This window comes from Pseudomonas sp. S3(2024), assembly GCF_036861315.1.
Taxonomy (GTDB): domain Bacteria; phylum Pseudomonadota; class Gammaproteobacteria; order Pseudomonadales; family Pseudomonadaceae; genus Aquipseudomonas; species Aquipseudomonas putida_A.
The window spans coordinates 75,747-92,854 of sequence record NZ_JAZAQQ010000014.1; the positions used below are offsets into that span (position 1 = coordinate 75,747).

Genomic DNA, 17,108 nt, shown 5'->3' on the forward strand with positions numbered 1-17,108 from the left:
GTCAGACCTCGTTGAGCAATTTGGCGGCGTCCAGCGCCGAGCGGCCACGCGGGCCGTGGAAGTATTCGTGAATCCACGCGTCGTCGGTTTCCGAAACCACATCGATAGGGCCGGCCACCAGCACTTTCTTCTGCGCCAGCACCGCCACCCGGTCGGTGATGGTGTAGAGCGTGTCGAGGTCGTGGGTCACCAGAAACACGCTCAGGCCCAGCGCATCGCGCAGGGTCAGGATCAGTTGATCGAACGCCGCTGCGCCAATCGGATCGAGGCCGGCGGTGGGTTCGTCGAGAAACAGGATGTCCGGATCCAGCGCAAGGGCCCGCGCCAGCGCCGCGCGCTTGATCATCCCGCCGGACAGCGAAGCCGGGTATTTGTCCGCCGCCGACAGCGGCAGCCCGGCCAGCGCCAGCTTAACCGCCGCCAGATGCTCGGCATCGTTGCGGCTCAGGCCGGCGTGTTCGATCAGGGGCAGAGCGACGTTTTCGGTGACGGTCAGCGAGGAGAACAGCGCGCCTTTCTGGAACAACACACCAAAGCGCCGCTCGACCAGCGAACGCTCATGCTCGGACAGGCTCGGCAGGTTTTGCCCGAACACCTTCACGTTGCCTTCGCTGGGCCGACGCAGACCGACAATGCTGCGCAACAGCACCGATTTACCGCTGCCGGAGCCGCCGACCACGGCGAGGATTTCACCCTTGTACAAATCCAGATCGAGATTCTCGTGCACGCTCTGGCTGCCAAAGCGATTGCACAGGCCACGGACTTCGATCACCGCCTCCGAGGGCGCGCGGGGTAGACGACTCACCAGCCCATCTCCATGAAGAACAGCGCAGCCACCGCATCGAGCACGATCACCACGAAAATCGACTGCACCACGGCTGACGTGGTGTGCGCACCGACCGATTCGGCGCTGCCGCTGACCTTGAAGCCTTCCAGGCAACCGATCGTGGCGATCAGGAAGGCAAAGATCGGCGCTTTCACCAGGCCGACCAGAAAGTGCTGAATACCGATGTCGCTCTGCAGCAGCGAGAGGAACATCGCCGGCGAAATCCCCAGCGACACCGCGCACACCACGCCGCCGCCGATGATCCCGCAGAGCATCGCCAGAAACGTCAGCATCGGCAGCGCCACCAGCATCGCCAGCACGCGCGGCACCACCAGCAGCTCCATCGGGTCGAGGCCGAGGGTGCGGATCGCGTCGATCTCCTCGTTGGCCTTCATCGAACCGATCTGCGCGGTGAACGCACTGGCGGTGCGGCCGGCCATCAGGATCGCCGTGAGCAACACCCCGAACTCACGCAGGAAGGAGAAGCCCACCAGGTCCACGGTAAAGATCGTCGCGCCGAAACTGGCCAGCACCGTGGCGCCGAGAAATGCCACCACCGCGCCGACCAGAAAAGTCAGCAGCGCCACGATCGGCGCGGCGTCGAGGCCGGTCTGTTCGATGTGGGCGACGACGGGGGTGATGCGCCAGCGCTTGGGGCGCAACAGGTTGCGGGCGATGGTTTCGAGGATCAGGCCGATGAAACCCAGCACTTGCAGGGTGTCCTGCCAGACCGTTTCCACCGCGCGCCCGATGCGGGTCAGCAGTTGCACGCTGACGCTGACTTCCGGCTCCTTGATCGGCACGCAGAAGTCGGTCAGCGAGCGATACACCGTTTGCAGCAACGCGCGGTCGGCCTGGGAAATCGTGCAGTCGGGGTGTTCGGCGGATTTGCCCAGACGCTCGGAACCGAGCAGCTCCACCAGCAACGAAGCGCCCGCAGTGTCGAGCGCACCGAGGCTGTTGAGGTCGACCACGGTATTGGCGTCGTACTGGCCGGTCAGTTTTTCGGTCAGGTGCTTGAGGTCGGCGTAATGGGCAAGCGTCCAGTCCCCGGAAACCCGCAGGCGGGCAGGGCTGATTGACGTGTCCAGTTGGGCATTACCGCTCATTGAGCTGCTGATCATAAGCTCCGTGCTTGTCCGGCTATTAAGCGAACTAACGTAATAGCACGAACCGGATTACTTTTCTTTGATCGCTGTGCTGTCTGTCACTTCGAAACGCAACACGCCGATCACCTGACCGTCTTCAGTCAGCACCCGCACCTGCCACTTGCCCGCCGGGTTGCCGGGGAAGTTCTGCTTGTGCGTCCACGCCCGATAACCTTCCTTGCGCCCGCCGTGGATATCGAGAGCGATGCGGTCGACCTCTTTGCCGTCGAACTGCCACACGTGGTAGATCCGCTCATCCAGCCCGCGCGGCGCGTTGATTGCGGTGTAGGCATAGAGACCGCCGTTGCGGATCTGCTCGGCGCTGACCTGTTCGAGGCTGTCGCCCGGGGTGCGATCCTGCAACTGAGTGCTGATCGCCACGTCGGTCATCCACAGCGTCGCCGGCGGCACCCACGAGCGCAGCGTCCAGCCGACCGCGCCAATGCCGAAGGTGATGCACAGAATGGCCAACGCGTTGCGCACGGTGCGGATCGGGAAGATCGACGCCAGACTCGGGAATGACAACACCACCGCCGTGCCCAGTGCCCATTTGAAACTTTGCGCGGTGGTCAGGTGCATGATCACCGGCAGCGCGGTGAGCAGGGCGGCGAACAGGGTCAGGGTGTGCAACGCGAGAAACGCCCAGCGCCGTGGCGCCAGCCATTTGTAATAGAGCGGATCGACAATCGAGATCAGCGCGGCGATGCACAGCAGGCCGGTGAAGATCAGTTGGCCGCTGTTCCAGGTGGTGGTGATGAAGAAGAACGGCAGGACGAAAAACAGGCTTTCCTGATGGATCATCTGCGTCGCGTAACGCAGCAGCGGCTGGGGGATCTCCCGCTTGAAGATGCGCGTGAACAGGCCGGTCAGGGTGTTTTCCAGCATCAGCCAGATCCAGCTCAGCAGCATGATGATGGTGATCCAGCTCGCCAGTCCCTGCTGGCGATCGACCAGAATGAAACTGCCGACCCCGGAGATGAAACCGCCAAGCGCAATCACCCCGGGATAGCGCTTCATCAGCTCGAGAATGCGCTGGATCAGGAGGGGGATTTTCTGCATGGTGGCGGTTCACGACTGAGTAGGAAAAAACCTCGACAGAGTACCGTCCGCCGGGCAACGTGGCGAGGCTCCCGGTCAGTAAAATCAGCACGGATCCCTGTGGGAGCGGGCTTGCTCGCGAAGGCAGTGTGTCATTCAGCAATGATGTCGACTGACACGGCCCCTTCGCGAGCAAGCCCGCTCCCACAGGTTCAGTGTTCGGCTGGCTTACGGCGGTGCAAGCGCCAACCCACCAGGATGAGCAGCACGACGCCCAATCCACCCGCCACCAGCCACAACACCTGATCATCACTGAGCAACGGCTTCTCGATCCGCAGATACCCCGGTTGCAACAGCAACTCGCGCATGGCCTTGTTTGCCGTTTCCAGGGTCACGCCTTGCAGCTCCCGGGCCGGGTTGGCAAAGCGCCCGTCCTCGTAATCGCCCAGCGCGCTCCAGTAGTAATCCGCCATCGCACTGTTGCCCTGTACCGCCCAGGCCTGATGGGCGATGGCGGCTTGTTTGATCCGGGCGAAGGTGTCCGGGTCGAGGCCGTTTTTCAGCAGGTCGGCCTTGAGGTCTTCCAGCACTTGTTGGGCTTCGGCGAGGTCATCGCGATCGACGTCGGCATTGAGACTCATGAAGCCGACCCCGCCAAACACTTCGCGCTCGGCCCATGGCCCGTAGGACAAGCCGTGATTCAGGCGAATCTGCCGGTACAGCGCCCAGTCGAGGTAGTCCTTGAGGATGTCGAAGGTCTCGTCGTACTGATCGTCGAGCATCGGCTCCGGCACCAGCCAGTGCAACTTGGCGCTGTCGCCGATGAAGCCACGGGTGAGGGTGCGTTCATGGGCGGCGCTGGTGCGGATGTCCGGCAGCTCACGGTGCTCCGCCGGGTCCACCGCTTCAAGCGCGCCCCAAGTGCGTTCCAGATAGGCCGGCAGCAGTTTGTCGAGTTCACCGACGACGATCAGGGTCATGTTGTTCGGCGCGTACCAGGTCTTGCGCACCTTCTCCAGTTGCTTCTGGGTCAGGTGACCGACCTCGGCCCGCTGCGGGCATTTCAGGCCCAATTCCACCGCCAGTTGATTGCTCGCGGTGTGGCCCAGATCCTGGCGGTCGAGAAAGCGTTGCAGGCGCGTGTAATGGCCGCCGTCCTCGCGCTCGACCACACGTTTGGCAGCGTTGATCGCGTTGTCGTCGATGCGGGTCTGGGTCAAAAGGTCGAGCAACAGGTCGAGGACCTTGCGCTGGTTCTTTGCCGGGGCTTCGATGACGAACGTGGTGTCGGCGTTGCTGGTAAACGCGTTCCACTCGCCGCCCAGCGCCTGCATGCGCTCCTCAAGGCCGCCTTCGCCAGTAGCATCGACGCCGCTGAACAGCAGATGTTCGAGCAGGTGCGGCAGCTCTTTTTCATCGCAATCGAAATCGTCGAGACCGACGCCCACCACCAGACGAATCGCCACATGCCCGCGCTCGGTGCCGGGCTTGAGCAACAGCTGCAAACCGTTGGGCAGCGCGTAGCCTTCGACCTGAAAGCGATCAACGGCGAAGGCGGGCAGGGAACCGAGCAACAGACAGGCGAACAACAGGCAACGCATAACAGGCTTCCATACGGCTGATTTGGAGATCCGTGTTGTCAGTCAGGCCCTCATCGCGAGCAGGCTCACTCCTACATTTGAAACGCGTTCCCCCTGTAGGAGTGAGCCTGCTCGCGATAGCGCCCTGAAGGCTGAATCAATGTTACTGACTGACCCCAGCCCCAGACGTTCAAGGCGAATGCGTAATGTCGGCAATATCATCCGCTTCCAGCGCCCCGGTATCGGCCGTTTCCAGCACCACATAAGCACTGCTGCAAAACAGCGAATTCAAGCGTTTCATATCCGCAATCAGCTCCAGATGCAGCGAACTGGTTTCCAGACTCTGCACGATCTTACGTTGCAAACGGCTGACATGGGCATGGGCCAGACGCCGTTCCTGTGCGCGAAAGCGACGTTTCTCGCGCAACAGCTGACGGGCGCTTTCCTTGTCGCCGCTGAGGAACACTGACAGGCCCAGGCGCAGGTTGGCGATCAGTTGCTGATGCAGCCCGGCCAGATCCTCCAGGCCTTCTTCGGAAAACGAACGACGCTGGGAAGTCTTCTGCTGCTGCACCTTGCGCAGCATGCGTTCGATCAGGTCGCTGGCCAGTTTCAGGTTGATCGCCAGCTCGATGGTCTCCGCCCAGCGCCGACTGTCCTGTTCGCCGAGATCCTCGCGGGGCATTTGCGCCAGATACAGCTTGATCGCGCTGTACAGCGCTTCGACGTCATCGGTCAGTCGGCGCATTTCCTGGGTAATGGCGGTCTGCTTGCCGCGCAGCACATCGAGCATCGCGTCGAGCATGTTGTCGATCAGGTCGCCCATGCGCAGGGTCTCGCGGGCGGCGTTGGCCAACGCCAGGCTCGGGGTGACCAGCGCCGTCGCATCGAGATGCCGCGGCTTGGCGGTGCCGTTGACCTCCGGGCGCTCCGGCAGCAGCCAGGCACACAGCCGTGCCATCGGCGAAACACTGGGCAGCAGGATCAGGCAGCGCGCGGTGTTGTAGAGCAAGTGGAAGCCGATGACCATTTCCTGCGGGCTGAAATCCAGGCCGTCCATCCAGTGCACCAGCGGGTCAAGCACCGGGATGATCAGCAGCAGGCCGATCAGTTTGTACAGCAGGCTGCCCAGCGCCACTTGCCGCCCGGCCGCGTTCTGCATGCTGGTGCTCATGAACGCCAGCACGCCGCTGCCGATGTTGGCGCCGATCACCAGACCGATCGCCACCGGCAGGCTGATCACGCTGGCACCGGCCAGCGTCGCGGTCAGCAGCACAGCGGCGAGGCTGGAGTAGGAAATCATCGCGAACAACGCGCCGACCAAGGCGTCGAGGAGGATGTCGCCGGTCAGCGAAGCAAAGATCACCTTCACCCCTTGGGCGTGGGTAATCGGCGCGGCGGCTTCGACGATCAGTTGCAGCGCGAGAATGATCAGCCCCAGACCGATGCTGACCCGGCCCATCTGCCCGAGCCGCGTCTGTTTGCGCGACAGAAAGAAAATCACCCCGAGGAAAATCAGCAGCGGCGACAGCCACGACAGGTCGAACGTCAGCACCCGCGCCATCAACGCCGTACCGACGTCGGCGCCAAGCATGGTCGCCAGCGCCGGGGTCAGCGCCATCAGGCCCTGACCGACGAAGGAGGTGACGAGCATGGCCGTGGCGTTGCTGCTCTGCACCATCGCAGTCACGACGATGCCGGCGACGAACGCGAGCCAGCGTTTGGACATGTTCTGGCCAATCACATGGCGCAGATTGGTGCCGTACACCCGCAGGATGCCGGTTCGGACGATGTGCGTGCCCCAGATCAGCAGAGCCACGGCAGACAGCAAATTGAGCAGGGTGAGCATGCAGACCCCCTGTAGTAGCAGCGCCCCAAAGGGGCAAGTTGACGGTACCGCGCGGTTTCTACGTTTTTGATACTTAAGCTGTAGTTGGCTAACGGACTGGGCGCCAGCATTGCACAGCTAAAGTGCGGATTGAAACAAAAGTGTCATGAAAATGGCTTTATCCACCTGACTTGAAAACCCCGATTCCCCTGTGGGAGCGGGCTTGCTCGCGAAAGCGGTGGGCCAGTCAACATTTTTATCGACTGATACGACGCCTTCGCGAGCAAGCCCGCTCCCACAGGTTTTTGTGTCAGAGCTTGAGGGGATTAAACGCAGCGAACTGGCGGTGAACCGGGTGCTGCACAACCTCGTCCCCCCTGCCTGAATGCACAAACAACTGTGGGAGCGAGCCTGCTCGCGAAAGCGGTGGATCAGCCAACATTGTTGTCGACTGACACTCCGTCTTCGCGAGCAGGCTCGCTCCCACAGGGGTGTTGCGTGATTCAGGACTACCGGGTTACTGCCCCGGAACATCCTTGCGCAGTTTCACCGGATCCTGCTGCTGTTTCTTCCGGGCCATCGCGCCGCGCAGTTTGATGTTGATCGCTTCCACCGCCAGCGAGAACGCCATGGCGAAGTAGACGTAGCCTTTCGGTACGTGCACGTCGAACGACTCGGCGATCAGTACGGTACCGACCACCAGCAGGAACGACAGCGCCAGCATCTTCAGCGACGGGTGCTTGTCGATGAACTCGCTGATCTTGCCCGAGGCCGCCATCATCACCAGCACGGCGACGACGATTGCCGCGACCATCACCGGCACATGGGAGACCATGCCGACGGCAGTGATTACCGAGTCCAGCGAGAACACGATGTCGATGATCGCGATCTGGATGATGGTGTAGAGGAAGTTGCCGCCCTTGCCCGAAGGCTCGTCGCCGCTTTCATCTTCGCCTTCCAGCGCGTGGTACATCTCTTGCGAGCTCTTCCACAGCAGGAACAGGCCACCGAAGAACAGGATCAGGTCACGCCCGGAAATACCTTGGCCGAACACCACGAACAGGTCGGCGGTGAGGCGCATGACCCAGGTGATCGACAGCAGCAACAGGATCCGCGTGATCATCGCCAGGCCCAGGCCGAAAATCCGCGTGCGCTGCTGCATGTGCTTGGGCATGCGGCTGACCAGGATCGAAATCATGATGATGTTATCGATGCCCAGAACGATTTCCAGGGCGGTCAGGGTAAAGAAGGCAACCCAGATTTCGGGGTTGGTCAGCCAATCCATGTGTATTCCTTTGAGCGAGTGTTAAACCATGACGCCAGCAAGCAGCTGGCGTCATGGTGAGTGAATGCCGTTACAACGTGCTGAACAGCGGGAAAGTCCCCAGCAGCAAGGCGGCCACCAGTATGCACAGGCAGACCAGCACTGCCCACTTCAGAGTGAAACGCTGGTGGTCACCGAACTCGATACCGGCCAGCGCCACCAGCAGGTAGGTCGACGGCACCAGCGGGCTGAGCAAGTGGACGGGCTGACCGACGATCGAGGCACGGGCCATTTCCACTGCGGTGATGCCGTAATGGCTGGCCGCTTCGGAGAGCACCGGCAATACGCCGTAGTAGAACGCGTCGTTCGACATGAAGAATGTGAACGGCATGCTCACCAGCGCCGTGATCACCGCCAGGTACGGGCCGAGGAAGTCCGGAATCACTGCCAGCAGACTTTTCGACATGGCGTCGACCATGCCGGTTCCGGACAGGATACCGGTGAAGATACCCGCAGCGAAAATCAGACTGACCACCGACAGCACGCTGCCGGCGTGGGCCGCAACGCGGTCCTTCTGCATTTGCAGGCACGGGTAATTGACGATCATCGCGATGCTGAACGCCACCATGAACAACACCGGCAGCGGCAGCAGGCCGGCGATCAGGGTGCACATCAGCGCCAGGGTCAGCAGGCCGTTGAACCAGATCAGCTTCGGACGGCGGGCATCGGGGAACTGCGAGACGCTGATTTCACTGTGATCAATCTCGTCGCCGATCAGGTGCAGCTCGCCCAGACGCGCACGCTCACGTTTGCCGTAGAAGTAGGCAATGATCAGGATCGCCACCACACCGGCGGCCATCGCCGGGATCATCGGCACGAAGATGTCCGACGGGTCGACATGCAGCGCACTGGCGGCACGGGCGGTTGGGCCACCCCACGGGGTCATGTTCATCACGCCACCGGCGAGGATGATCAGACCGGCCATGATCCGCGGGCTCATGCCGATGCGGCTGTACAGCGGCAGCATGGCGGCCACGCAGATCATGTAAGTGGTCGCGCCGTCTCCATCAAGGGAAACGACGAGCGCCAGCACGGCGGTACCGACCGAAACTTTCAGCGGGTCGCCCTTGACCAGTTTGAGGATCTTGCGCACGGCCGGGTCGAACAGGCCGGAGTCGATCATCAGGGCGAAGTACAGAATGGCGAACATCAGCATCACGCCGGTCGGCGCAAGCTTGGTAATACCTTCGAGCATCATCGGGCCGATCTTCGGCGCGAAACCACCGAACAGGGCGAACAGGATCGGGATGATGATCAGGGCGATCAGCGCAGACAGGCGCTTGGTCATGATCAGGAACATGAACGTGATGACCATGGCGAAGCCAAGGAAAGTCAGCATGGGATTACTCCAGGCGTAGCGCGGCTAATTGAGTGAGCGGATCGGAAGGGATCAGCGCAGAACGGGAAGCACGAGACGTACGGGCGGAGTTTCAGCGAGAAGGCGGGCTACAGAGGACATCAGAATCACCATTGTTGTTGTTAATTGGGCCTGACATGCGAGCGATCACACGCGTTGGCCAACCGGTCTGTTGCCGGTAGTGGCGGCGATCCTAATCGGGCAACCTTTCAGCTACCTTTCGCTGACGAAAGCTTCAGGCGAATGGCCAACCGGCTGTCGGATGCGACTAGAGTCAATCATTTCGGGGACGGGAGGGCAGGGAAATGGAAGAAGTGCACAGTGGTGGCTGCCACTGCGGACAGATTCGCTATCAGTTCAGCGGGCCATTGCAGGACATTGCCCACTGCCACTGCTCGATCTGCCGCAAGGTCAGCGGTGGGATTGTCACCACGTGGATTACCGTGGCGGCGGCCAGCTTCCAGTGGCTGAGCGGCACGCCATCGCGCTATGACTCGTCGAGCAGTTGCGCGCGGTATTTCTGTTCGCACTGTGGCGCGCAACTGGCGCTGGTGACATTGCTCAGCCCTGAGAGCATTGATGTGACCATCGCCACGCTGGATCACCCGGAGCGGGCGCCGGCCGAGCGGCACATCTGGACGGACAGCCAATTGCCCTGGCTGCATCTGGACGAGCATCTGCCGGGCGAGCCCGAAGAAACTCTTTGATCAGAAAATAGACAGATCCAGCGGCCGCATCGCGCCCATCCAGATCGCATGCTCGGTGTGATCGAGCAAGTCATCGCCGGTATCCGGGTGCAGGAACACCACCAGCCCCTTGCGATTGAGCGCCAGCCACGGCAACACCTCACCGATCAGCTCCGGGCCGAAAGCCAACTGGCAGCTCCAGTCTGGATGCGGGCCGACCGGGCGCTCATGGACGCGCCCCATCTTCAGAGGAAACAACTGCGCCGCCTGTTCACACAAAGCGCGCGCCTGATCAATTGAGTCAGCGTCGAAATAGACGTGGGCGTGATAGCCATTGATTGCGTGCATCTGAAAGCCTCTGAATCGGTTCGAACCCTCGGCGCAGGCTGCGTGTCACACGCCATACGAGGGACAACAAAAAGGAATCAGCCATGAAAAATGCCGAAACCCCGACGGTGAAAGTGGTGCTCTATGGTGCCATGGCCAGCCTGGGCGGTGCGTTGATGGCTGAAATGCTGCGCCGTCAGCACGAAGTCATCGCCATTCTCGACGATCTGAATGTACTCGCACCGCGTCCGGGCCTGCGCACCAAAAGCGGCGATCTGTTCGATGCCGAACGGGTCAACCAAAGCGTAGCCGGCAGCTCGGCAGTGATCTGTCTGCTAGACGCACCGGGCCTGCCTTTCAGCAGCGACCATGTAGAAAGATCCGTAGTGCTTGGGCCGGTGGAACAGGTTTTAGCAGTCGATGCGTTGGTCGACGGCTTGCAAGCGGCCAACGTGTCACGGTTGTTCCTGGTGGGGAATTTTGCCGTGCTCGACGAGCCAGATCTGGACGACGGGCTGCAACGCCACGCCGCCGAAGAAATCCGTGAAGCCCTGCAAAGCAGCCCATTGCAGTGGACGCTGGTGAATGCGCCGCACGGGGTGGCGGGGCTGACCATTGAGCATTTCAGTCAGGTGGGCGGCAATCTGGAGCCGGGGCTGGCGGAGCCGCTGGAACGGCTGAACCGGGTCGCGGTGGGGATTGCCGATGAGCTGCAGTTGAATCTGCATGTGGGGCAGCATGTGAATTTTGTCGCGACCTCAGGTACGTAAAAAGATCGCAGCCTTCGGCAGCTCCTACATTTGAAATGCGATTCCCCTGTAGGAGCTGCCGCAGGCTGCGATCTTTTGCTGTTTACACCGCAATCGAAGGCAGCGCCATTCCCGTCAGGGATTCGGCGCTGCTGGCCTGTTCTGCCATTAACCAGTCGACAAACTGCTGAATCAACGCGCCCCGGCGTTTGCGTTGCGGCAGCACCACGTAATAACCGAGGCGCGACAACGTGGTCTCGGTGATCGGCCGACACAGCAAGCCTTGGCTCAGCAAGTTATCCACAAGGTGGCGCCAGCCGATGGCCACACCCTGACCGCCAATCGCCGCTTGAATCAACAAGGTGTAATTGTCGAAACGCAATTGGCCCGGTGCTGGCGGGGTACTGATGCCCAGTTCGCGAAACAGCCCGCTCCAGTCAAACCAGTTGCTGCTGTTTTCCCCGCGCAAGTGCAGCAGTGGCAGCTCCAGCAACGCCTGGGTGGGCAGGGGCAGGGGCCGGTCCTTGAGCAATTGCGGACTGCACACCGGAAACACTTCCTCGCTGAAGAGCCAATGGCTTTCGCCCTGCTTAAAGCGCCCGTCGCCGAACAGGATCGCGACATCGATATCGGTGCGCAGCATGTTGTGGCTGCGCTCGCTGGTGACCAGGCTGACATCGACGTTCGGGTTGGCTTCGTGGAAGCGATGAAGGCGTGGCATCAGCCAGTACGCGGCGAAGGCGAAGTCGGTAGCGACCTGCAACACCTCGTGTTGTTGCTGCGTACTGATCGCGCTCAATCCTGCGTCGATATGTTGCAACCCGAGCTGAACCTGCTCGAACAGGATTGCCCCGCCCTCGGTCAGTTCGATGCCGCGGTAGATCCGGTCAAACAGACGCGCTCCCAGCTGTTCTTCCAGACGCTTGATCTGCTGACTGATCGCCGGCTGCGTGGTGCCCAGCTCAACCGCCGCAGCGGTAAAGCTGCGATGACGGGCCGCTGCTTCGAAGGCGCGCAACAGGTCGAGAGACAGATTGCCGAGGGCGTCATACATAAGCTGTGCTTATCCTAGTCATTGTCCGGCGCGGGCTTTACCGGACAGGGCATGGACTCCATGCTCGATCGCAGCAATGTCGCATAAATATTCACTATGGAATGCCGCGATCACATGAAGCGCAAGAACATTCTTTTCATCATGGCCGATCAAATGGCCGCGCCAATGTTGCCCATCTACGGCCCGTCGCCAATCAAACTGCCGAATCTTTCGCGCCTCGCCGCTCAGGGCGTGGTGTTCGATGCCGCTTACTGCAACAGTCCGCTGTGCGCGCCGTCGCGTTTCACTCTGGTCAGCGGCCAGTTACCGAGCAACATCGGCGCCTACGACAACGCCGCCGATTTCCCTGCCGATATTCCGACCTACGCCCACTACCTGCGTCGCCTCGGTTACCGCACCGCGCTGTCGGGCAAGATGCATTTCTGCGGCCCGGATCAGTTGCACGGTTATGAAGAGCGCCTGACCAGCGACATCTACCCGGCCGACTACGGCTGGGCGGTGAACTGGGACGAGCCGGACGTGCGCCCGAGCTGGTATCACAACATGTCGTCGGTGCTGCAGGCCGGGCCGTGCGTGCGCACCAACCAGCTCGACTTCGATGAAGAGGTGGTGTTCAAGGCCCAGCAATACCTGTTCGATCACATTCGCGAGGACGGCGATCAGCCGTTCTGCCTGACCGTTTCGATGACTCACCCACACGACCCGTACACGATTCCCAAGGCGTTCTGGGATTTGTACGACGACGGTGACATCCCATTGCCGAGCACCCCGGTTCAACATTCCCTCGATCCACACTCGCAGCGCCTGCTCAAGGTCTATGACCTGTGGGACAAGCCGCTGCCTGTGGATAAGATTCGCGATGCACGGCGGGCGTACTTCGGCGCTTGCAGTTATATCGATGCCAACGTCGGCAAACTTCTGCAAACCCTCGAAGATACCGGGCTGATCGATGACACCATCATCGTGTTCTCCGGCGACCACGGTGACATGCTGGGAGAGAAGGGCCTCTGGTACAAAATGCACTGGTTCGAGATGGCCGCGCGGGTGCCGCTGCTGATCAGTGCGCCGGGGCAGTTCGCTGCCGGCCGGGTTAGCGCGGCAGTGTCCACCGCCGACCTGTTGCCGACCTTCGTTGAACTGGCCGGCGGCAGCCTGGAGCCGAACTTACCGCTGGACGGCCGCTCGCTGCTGACGCACCTGCAAGGGCAGGGCGGGCATGACGAAGTATTCGGCGAATACATGGCCGAAGGCACCGTCAGCCCGCTGATGATGATCCGTCGCGGCGCCTACAAATTTATCTACAGTGAAAGCGACCCGTGCCTACTCTTCGATGTACACAACGATCCGCGTGAACTCGAAGAACTCAGCCAGTCGCCGCAACATCGCCAGCTGTTCGACGATTTTCTCGCCGAAGCGCGAGCCAAGTGGGACATACCGGCGATTCACCGCAAGGTGCTCGCCAGCCAGCGTCGCCGGCGTTTTGTCGCCGATGCCCTGACCATCGGCAAGCTGAAGAGCTGGGATCACCAGCCGCTGGTGGACGCCAGTCAGCAGTACATGCGCAACCACATCGACCTCGACGATCTGGAGCGCAAGGCCCGTTATCCACAACCCTGCCAAAATCAATAATGTAAGGGGAAGTCCATGCGCAAGTTATCCACAGCACTGACGATTGGCCTGCTGGCTCTGGGCAGTGCCTCGGCATTCGCCGAGCAAAGCTGCGAAACGGTGAAAATGGCCGACCCGGGCTGGAGCGACATCGCCGCGACCAACGCCATCACCGGGTTCCTGCTGGACGGCATGGGCTACAAGGCCAAGGTCGACACCCTCGCGGTGCCGATCACCTTCGGCGGTTTGAAGGACGGTCAGGTGGATGTGTTCCTCGGCAACTGGATGCCGGCGCAGCAGGGCTTCTACGACAAGTTCGTCGCCACCGGTGACGTCACGCAACTGGCGAAGAATCTCGACGGCACCGAGTTCACCCTGGCCGTCCCGGATTATGTGTGGGATGCCGGTGTGCATGACTTTGCCGACCTGAACAAATACGCCGACAAGTTCGACAAGAAAATCTACGGCATCGGCTCCGGTGCGCCAGCGAACATCTCGCTGCAGGAAATCATCAAGAAGAACGACTTCGACCTCGGCCAGTGGAAGCTGATCGAATCCAGCGAACAGGCGATGCTCGCCGAAGTGTCGCGGGCAGTGAAGAAGCAGAAATTCGTCACCTTCCTCGGCTGGACCCCGCACCCGATGAACGTGCAGTTGAAGATGCATTACCTCAAGGGCGGCGAGAAGTATTTCGGCGACACCGGCAGCGTCTACACCCTGACGCGCAAAGGCTACGCCGAGGCCTGCCCGAATGTGGGCAAGTTGCTGACCAACCTGGCGTTCACCCAGGACATGGAGAACAGCATCATGGCTGAGGTGGTGAACAAGAAAGTCAGCAATGCCGATGCGGTGAAGGCGTGGATCAAGGCCAATCCGGCGGTGCTGGACAAGTGGCTGGAGGGGGTGAAGACCGTGGATGGCAAGGATGCTTTGGCGGCTGTAAAGGCAAAGCTTTGACCGTGGGGTGGCTTTGAATTTTGCTCGGCTTGAGATTTTTGCCCCCTCACCCCAGCCCTCTCCCCCAGAGGGGGCGAGGGGGAAGGGAGCCGATCTTTATGTTGTTCAGAACCTGAGTTCGACTGGATATCTCAGGTCGGCGTACTTCCCTCTTTCACCTCGATCAGTCCCCTCTCCCTCCGGGAGAGGGTTAGGGTGAGGGCCTTTACCCTGGCACCCTGATAACCTTGAATAAAACCCGCCCGCGAGGACCCATGGCCCTGCCAAGTCGCCATTCACTCTTTCCCTTCCTGACCTGGCTGCCCCGGCAAACCCGCGCCAGCGTCGGCCGGGATCTGGTCGTTGGCCTGAGCGGTGCGATTCTCGCGTTGCCGCAGTCGATCGCGTACGCGCTGATCGCCGGCCTACCGCCGGAATACGGCCTCTATGCGGCGATCATCCCGGTGCTGATCGCCTGCCTGTGGGGGTCGTCGTGGCATCTGATCTGCGGCCCGACTGCAGCGATTTCGATTGTGCTGTATGCCAGCATCAGTCCCTTGGCCGTGCCGGCGTCACAGGACTACATCACGCTGATCCTGCTGCTCACCTTCCTCGCGGGGATTTTCCAGTGGCTGCTCGGCCTGCTGCGCTTCGGTGCACTGGTGAATTTCGTCTCGCATTCGGTGGTGCTCGGCTTCACCCTCGGCGCGGCGGTGGTGATCGCCATCGGCCAGTTGCCGAATCTGCTGGGGCTGGACCTGCCGGCGAAAGCCACGGCGCTGGCCAGTCTGATGGACCTGCTGCAACACCTGCGGGCTGTGGATAAACCGTCACTGGTGTTGGGTGTGGCCACGGTGCTGGTCGGTTTTGTCCTCAGACAACTGCTGCCGCGCTGGCCGACTCTGTTGATAACACTGGTGCTGGGCAGCGCAGTGGTGTGGTTATGGCCGGAGATGTTCGGCCACGTGCATCTGGTCAGCGCCTTTGTCGGGCGTTTGCCGCCGTTCAGTGCGCTGCCGCTGGATCTGGATCTGATTCTGCGTTTGCTGCCGAGCGCGGTGGCGGTGGGCATGCTCGGGCTGGTGACGAGTCTATCGATTGCCCGTTCGATTGCTGCACGTTCGCAGCAGTTGCTCGACGCCAATCAGGAAGTCCGCGCACAGGGCTTGTCGAATATCGTCGGGGCGTTCTTTTCCGGCTCGTTGTCGGCTGGCTCGTTCACCCGCTCAGGGCTGAGTTACGAGGCGGGTGCCTGTTCGCCGCTGGCCGGGGTGTTTTCGGCGATCTGGGTCGCGCTGTTCGCGATTTTTGGCGCCGGGCTGATTTCACACATTCCGATTCCGGCGATGGCCGGGAGCATTCTACTGATCGCCTGGGGCCTGGTGGATCATCGCGGGATTCGTTCGTTGCTGCGGGTCAGCCGTGCCGAGTTCGTGGTCATGGCGCTGACCTGCCTCGCCACGCTGCTGCTGGAATTGCAGACGGCGATTTATGCCGGGGTGCTGGCGTCGCTGTTCTTCTACCTCAAGCGCACCTCGCAACCGCGGGTGCAGCATTGGTGCGACGGCGAGGAGGACGTACTGCGAGTCGGCGGCTCGATCTTCTTCGGCGCCAGCCATTATCTGCAAGTGCGCCTGCAACGGCTGCACGGTACGCGGGTGGTGATCGAGGCGCAGCAGATCAACTTCATCGATTATTCGGGGGTGGAGATGCTGCATCAGGAGGCGCGGCGCCTGCTGCGTCAGGATCGCAGCCTGACCCTGCGCCGGGCGCGGCCGCAGGTGGTGGAGGAGTTGCGGAAGCTCGAAGGGCCGGAGAAATGCCCGATCCGGTTTGAGGATTGATCCAGGATCGGCGGTGCGGCCATTCGCGAGCAAGCCCGCTCCCACATTTGATCGCATTCCAATGTGGGAGCAACTGTCTTACTGCCACCGTTCGTCACCGCCACTCTGTGCCGTCTCGCAGCATGGCATTCAGTCTGATCAGCAGTATTCGCATACAGGCGATGAGCGCGACTTTCGCGCTCTTGCCCCGTTCTCTTAAGGATTCATAACGGGCCTTGAAGTCGGCTTGATGGCGGATAACGACCCAGCACGACATGTAAAGCGCACGTCTGACGCGCGCTCTCCCTCCGTAAATCTGACGTTTCCCGCTGTGATTTCCACTGTCGTCGTTGTAGGGGGCGATTCCCGCCAGTGCGGCGATCTCCCTGCGATCCAGCTCGCCGAGTTCGGGTAGATAAACCAGCAAGCTGGCGGTCGCCACAGTGCCGATGCCTTTGACAGAGATAAGCCGATCGGCTTTTTCCGCATCCAGCTCACGCATGCTTTGATCGATGGCTTTGCCNACAAGCTGGCGGTCGCCACAGTGCCGATGCCTTTGACGGAGATAAGCCGATCGGCTTTTTCCGCATCCAGCTTACGCATGCTTTGATTGATGGCTTTGCCGAACTGCTTGATCTGGGTCTGCAGGTAGCGAATATGGTCCTTGATCGCCTCTATGGCCGCGGGCAACTGGGCCTGTTGCAGCCGGCGCTTGTTGTCATCGCGCTGCTGGACGAAGTGCTCGCGTAATTGAATCAACTCGCGCAGGGCTTCACGCTCAGGCGAGATGGGCTTTTCGCGAGACGCATGCAGCGCTTCGGCAA

At 61.2% G+C, this 17,108-nt stretch carries 14 protein-coding genes and 1 pseudogene; 5 read left to right on the plus strand and 10 right to left on the minus strand.

Annotated features, from left to right (window positions below; translation table 11 throughout):
• Nucleotide 1: 1 nt before the first annotated feature.
• The 7 genes from VLA07_RS25165 to VLA07_RS25195 form a co-directional block, all read right to left on the minus strand.
• The gene (locus VLA07_RS25165; protein ID WP_007962720.1) at nucleotides 2-805 is read right to left on the minus strand and encodes an ABC transporter ATP-binding protein; all 804 of its coding nucleotides are present in this window, start codon (nucleotides 803-805) and stop codon (nucleotides 2-4) included.
• Nucleotides 802-1,950 (minus strand): ABC transporter permease, encoded by a 1,149-nt coding sequence (locus tag VLA07_RS25170; RefSeq protein WP_096797616.1) that lies wholly within the window; start codon nucleotides 1,948-1,950, stop codon nucleotides 802-804. The genes VLA07_RS25165 and VLA07_RS25170 overlap by 4 nt, the downstream gene beginning before the upstream one ends.
• Before the next feature lie 54 nt (nucleotides 1,951-2,004).
• Nucleotides 2,005-3,033, minus strand: coding sequence for a DUF5924 family protein (locus VLA07_RS25175; protein WP_096797617.1), 1,029 nt, complete (start codon nucleotides 3,031-3,033; stop codon nucleotides 2,005-2,007).
• Nucleotides 3,034-3,224: 191 nt separating this feature from the next.
• A complete protein-coding gene (locus tag VLA07_RS25180) occupies nucleotides 3,225-4,613 on the minus strand; it encodes a M16 family metallopeptidase (protein WP_247269476.1) in 1,389 nt (462 codons plus the stop codon).
• A gap of 169 nt (nucleotides 4,614-4,782) precedes the next feature.
• The gene (locus VLA07_RS25185) at nucleotides 4,783-6,441 is read right to left on the minus strand and encodes a Na/Pi cotransporter family protein (RefSeq protein WP_096797619.1); all 1,659 of its coding nucleotides are present in this window, start codon (nucleotides 6,439-6,441) and stop codon (nucleotides 4,783-4,785) included.
• Nucleotides 6,442-6,937: 496 nt separating this feature from the next.
• Nucleotides 6,938-7,705 (minus strand): TerC family protein, encoded by a 768-nt coding sequence (locus VLA07_RS25190; protein WP_027610258.1) that lies wholly within the window; start codon nucleotides 7,703-7,705, stop codon nucleotides 6,938-6,940.
• Between the two features lie 70 nt (nucleotides 7,706-7,775).
• A complete protein-coding gene (locus tag VLA07_RS25195; RefSeq protein ID WP_007954069.1) occupies nucleotides 7,776-9,083 on the minus strand; it encodes a CitMHS family transporter in 1,308 nt (435 codons plus the stop codon).
• 323 nt (nucleotides 9,084-9,406) lie between these two features.
• Here VLA07_RS25195 and VLA07_RS25200 point away from each other — a divergent pair, with 323 nt between their 5' ends.
• Nucleotides 9,407-9,808 (plus strand): GFA family protein, encoded by a 402-nt coding sequence (locus VLA07_RS25200; protein WP_333992255.1) that lies wholly within the window; start codon nucleotides 9,407-9,409, stop codon nucleotides 9,806-9,808.
• Here VLA07_RS25200 and VLA07_RS25205 read toward each other — a convergent pair whose 3' ends face one another.
• Nucleotides 9,809-10,135: a DOPA 4,5-dioxygenase family protein gene (locus tag VLA07_RS25205; RefSeq protein ID WP_098966448.1), complete on the minus strand. Its 327-nt coding sequence runs from the start codon at nucleotides 10,133-10,135 to the stop codon at nucleotides 9,809-9,811.
• An 83-nt stretch (nucleotides 10,136-10,218) separates the two neighbouring features.
• Here VLA07_RS25205 and VLA07_RS25210 point away from each other — a divergent pair, with 83 nt between their 5' ends.
• Nucleotides 10,219-10,884 (plus strand): NAD(P)-dependent oxidoreductase, encoded by a 666-nt coding sequence (locus VLA07_RS25210; RefSeq protein WP_333992257.1) that lies wholly within the window; start codon nucleotides 10,219-10,221, stop codon nucleotides 10,882-10,884.
• A gap of 82 nt (nucleotides 10,885-10,966) precedes the next feature.
• Here the strand turns inward: VLA07_RS25210 and VLA07_RS25215 are convergent, their stop codons facing one another.
• The gene (locus tag VLA07_RS25215) at nucleotides 10,967-11,917 is read right to left on the minus strand and encodes a choline sulfate utilization transcriptional regulator (RefSeq protein ID WP_333992259.1); all 951 of its coding nucleotides are present in this window, start codon (nucleotides 11,915-11,917) and stop codon (nucleotides 10,967-10,969) included.
• Nucleotides 11,918-12,031: 114 nt separating this feature from the next.
• Here VLA07_RS25215 and betC point away from each other — a divergent pair, with 114 nt between their 5' ends.
• From betC to VLA07_RS25230, 3 genes are all read left to right on the plus strand, one after another.
• The gene (betC, locus tag VLA07_RS25220) at nucleotides 12,032-13,546 is read left to right on the plus strand and encodes a choline-sulfatase (protein ID WP_333992260.1); all 1,515 of its coding nucleotides are present in this window, start codon (nucleotides 12,032-12,034) and stop codon (nucleotides 13,544-13,546) included.
• A 15-nt stretch (nucleotides 13,547-13,561) separates the two neighbouring features.
• Nucleotides 13,562-14,482, plus strand: coding sequence for a choline ABC transporter substrate-binding protein (choX, locus tag VLA07_RS25225; protein WP_135294656.1), 921 nt, complete (start codon nucleotides 13,562-13,564; stop codon nucleotides 14,480-14,482).
• Nucleotides 14,483-14,736: 254 nt separating this feature from the next.
• A complete protein-coding gene (locus VLA07_RS25230; RefSeq protein ID WP_333992262.1) occupies nucleotides 14,737-16,305 on the plus strand; it encodes a SulP family inorganic anion transporter in 1,569 nt (522 codons plus the stop codon).
• A 94-nt stretch (nucleotides 16,306-16,399) separates the two neighbouring features.
• Here VLA07_RS25230 and VLA07_RS27300 read toward each other — a convergent pair.
• A pseudogene (locus VLA07_RS27300) lies at nucleotides 16,400-17,108 on the minus strand (transposase); the annotation flags it as partial.

What these genes read in the sequence shown, in the direction of transcription:
- VLA07_RS25195 (WP_007954069.1), bottom strand. Translation starts at nt 9,083, where the DNA reads ATGCTGACTTTCCTTGGCTTCGCCATGGTCATCACGTTCATGTTCCTG.
- VLA07_RS25170 (WP_096797616.1), bottom strand. Translation starts at nt 1,950, where the DNA reads ATGATCAGCAGCTCAATGAGCGGTAATGCCCAACTGGACACGTCAATC.
- VLA07_RS25205 (WP_098966448.1), bottom strand. Translation starts at nt 10,135, where the DNA reads ATGCACGCAATCAATGGCTATCACGCCCACGTCTATTTCGACGCTGAC.
- VLA07_RS25230 (WP_333992262.1), top strand. Translation starts at nt 14,737, where the DNA reads ATGGCCCTGCCAAGTCGCCATTCACTCTTTCCCTTCCTGACCTGGCTG.
- VLA07_RS25185 (WP_096797619.1), bottom strand. Translation starts at nt 6,441, where the DNA reads ATGCTCACCCTGCTCAATTTGCTGTCTGCCGTGGCTCTGCTGATCTGG.
- VLA07_RS25200 (WP_333992255.1), top strand. Translation starts at nt 9,407, where the DNA reads ATGGAAGAAGTGCACAGTGGTGGCTGCCACTGCGGACAGATTCGCTAT.
- choX (WP_135294656.1), top strand. Translation starts at nt 13,562, where the DNA reads ATGCGCAAGTTATCCACAGCACTGACGATTGGCCTGCTGGCTCTGGGC.
- VLA07_RS25190 (WP_027610258.1), bottom strand. Translation starts at nt 7,705, where the DNA reads ATGGATTGGCTGACCAACCCCGAAATCTGGGTTGCCTTCTTTACCCTG.
- VLA07_RS25180 (WP_247269476.1), bottom strand. Translation starts at nt 4,613, where the DNA reads ATGCGTTGCCTGTTGTTCGCCTGTCTGTTGCTCGGTTCCCTGCCCGCC.
- betC (WP_333992260.1), top strand. Translation starts at nt 12,032, where the DNA reads ATGAAGCGCAAGAACATTCTTTTCATCATGGCCGATCAAATGGCCGCG.
- VLA07_RS25175 (WP_096797617.1), bottom strand. Translation starts at nt 3,033, where the DNA reads ATGCAGAAAATCCCCCTCCTGATCCAGCGCATTCTCGAGCTGATGAAG.
- VLA07_RS25210 (WP_333992257.1), top strand. Translation starts at nt 10,219, where the DNA reads ATGAAAAATGCCGAAACCCCGACGGTGAAAGTGGTGCTCTATGGTGCC.
- VLA07_RS25215 (WP_333992259.1), bottom strand. Translation starts at nt 11,917, where the DNA reads ATGTATGACGCCCTCGGCAATCTGTCTCTCGACCTGTTGCGCGCCTTC.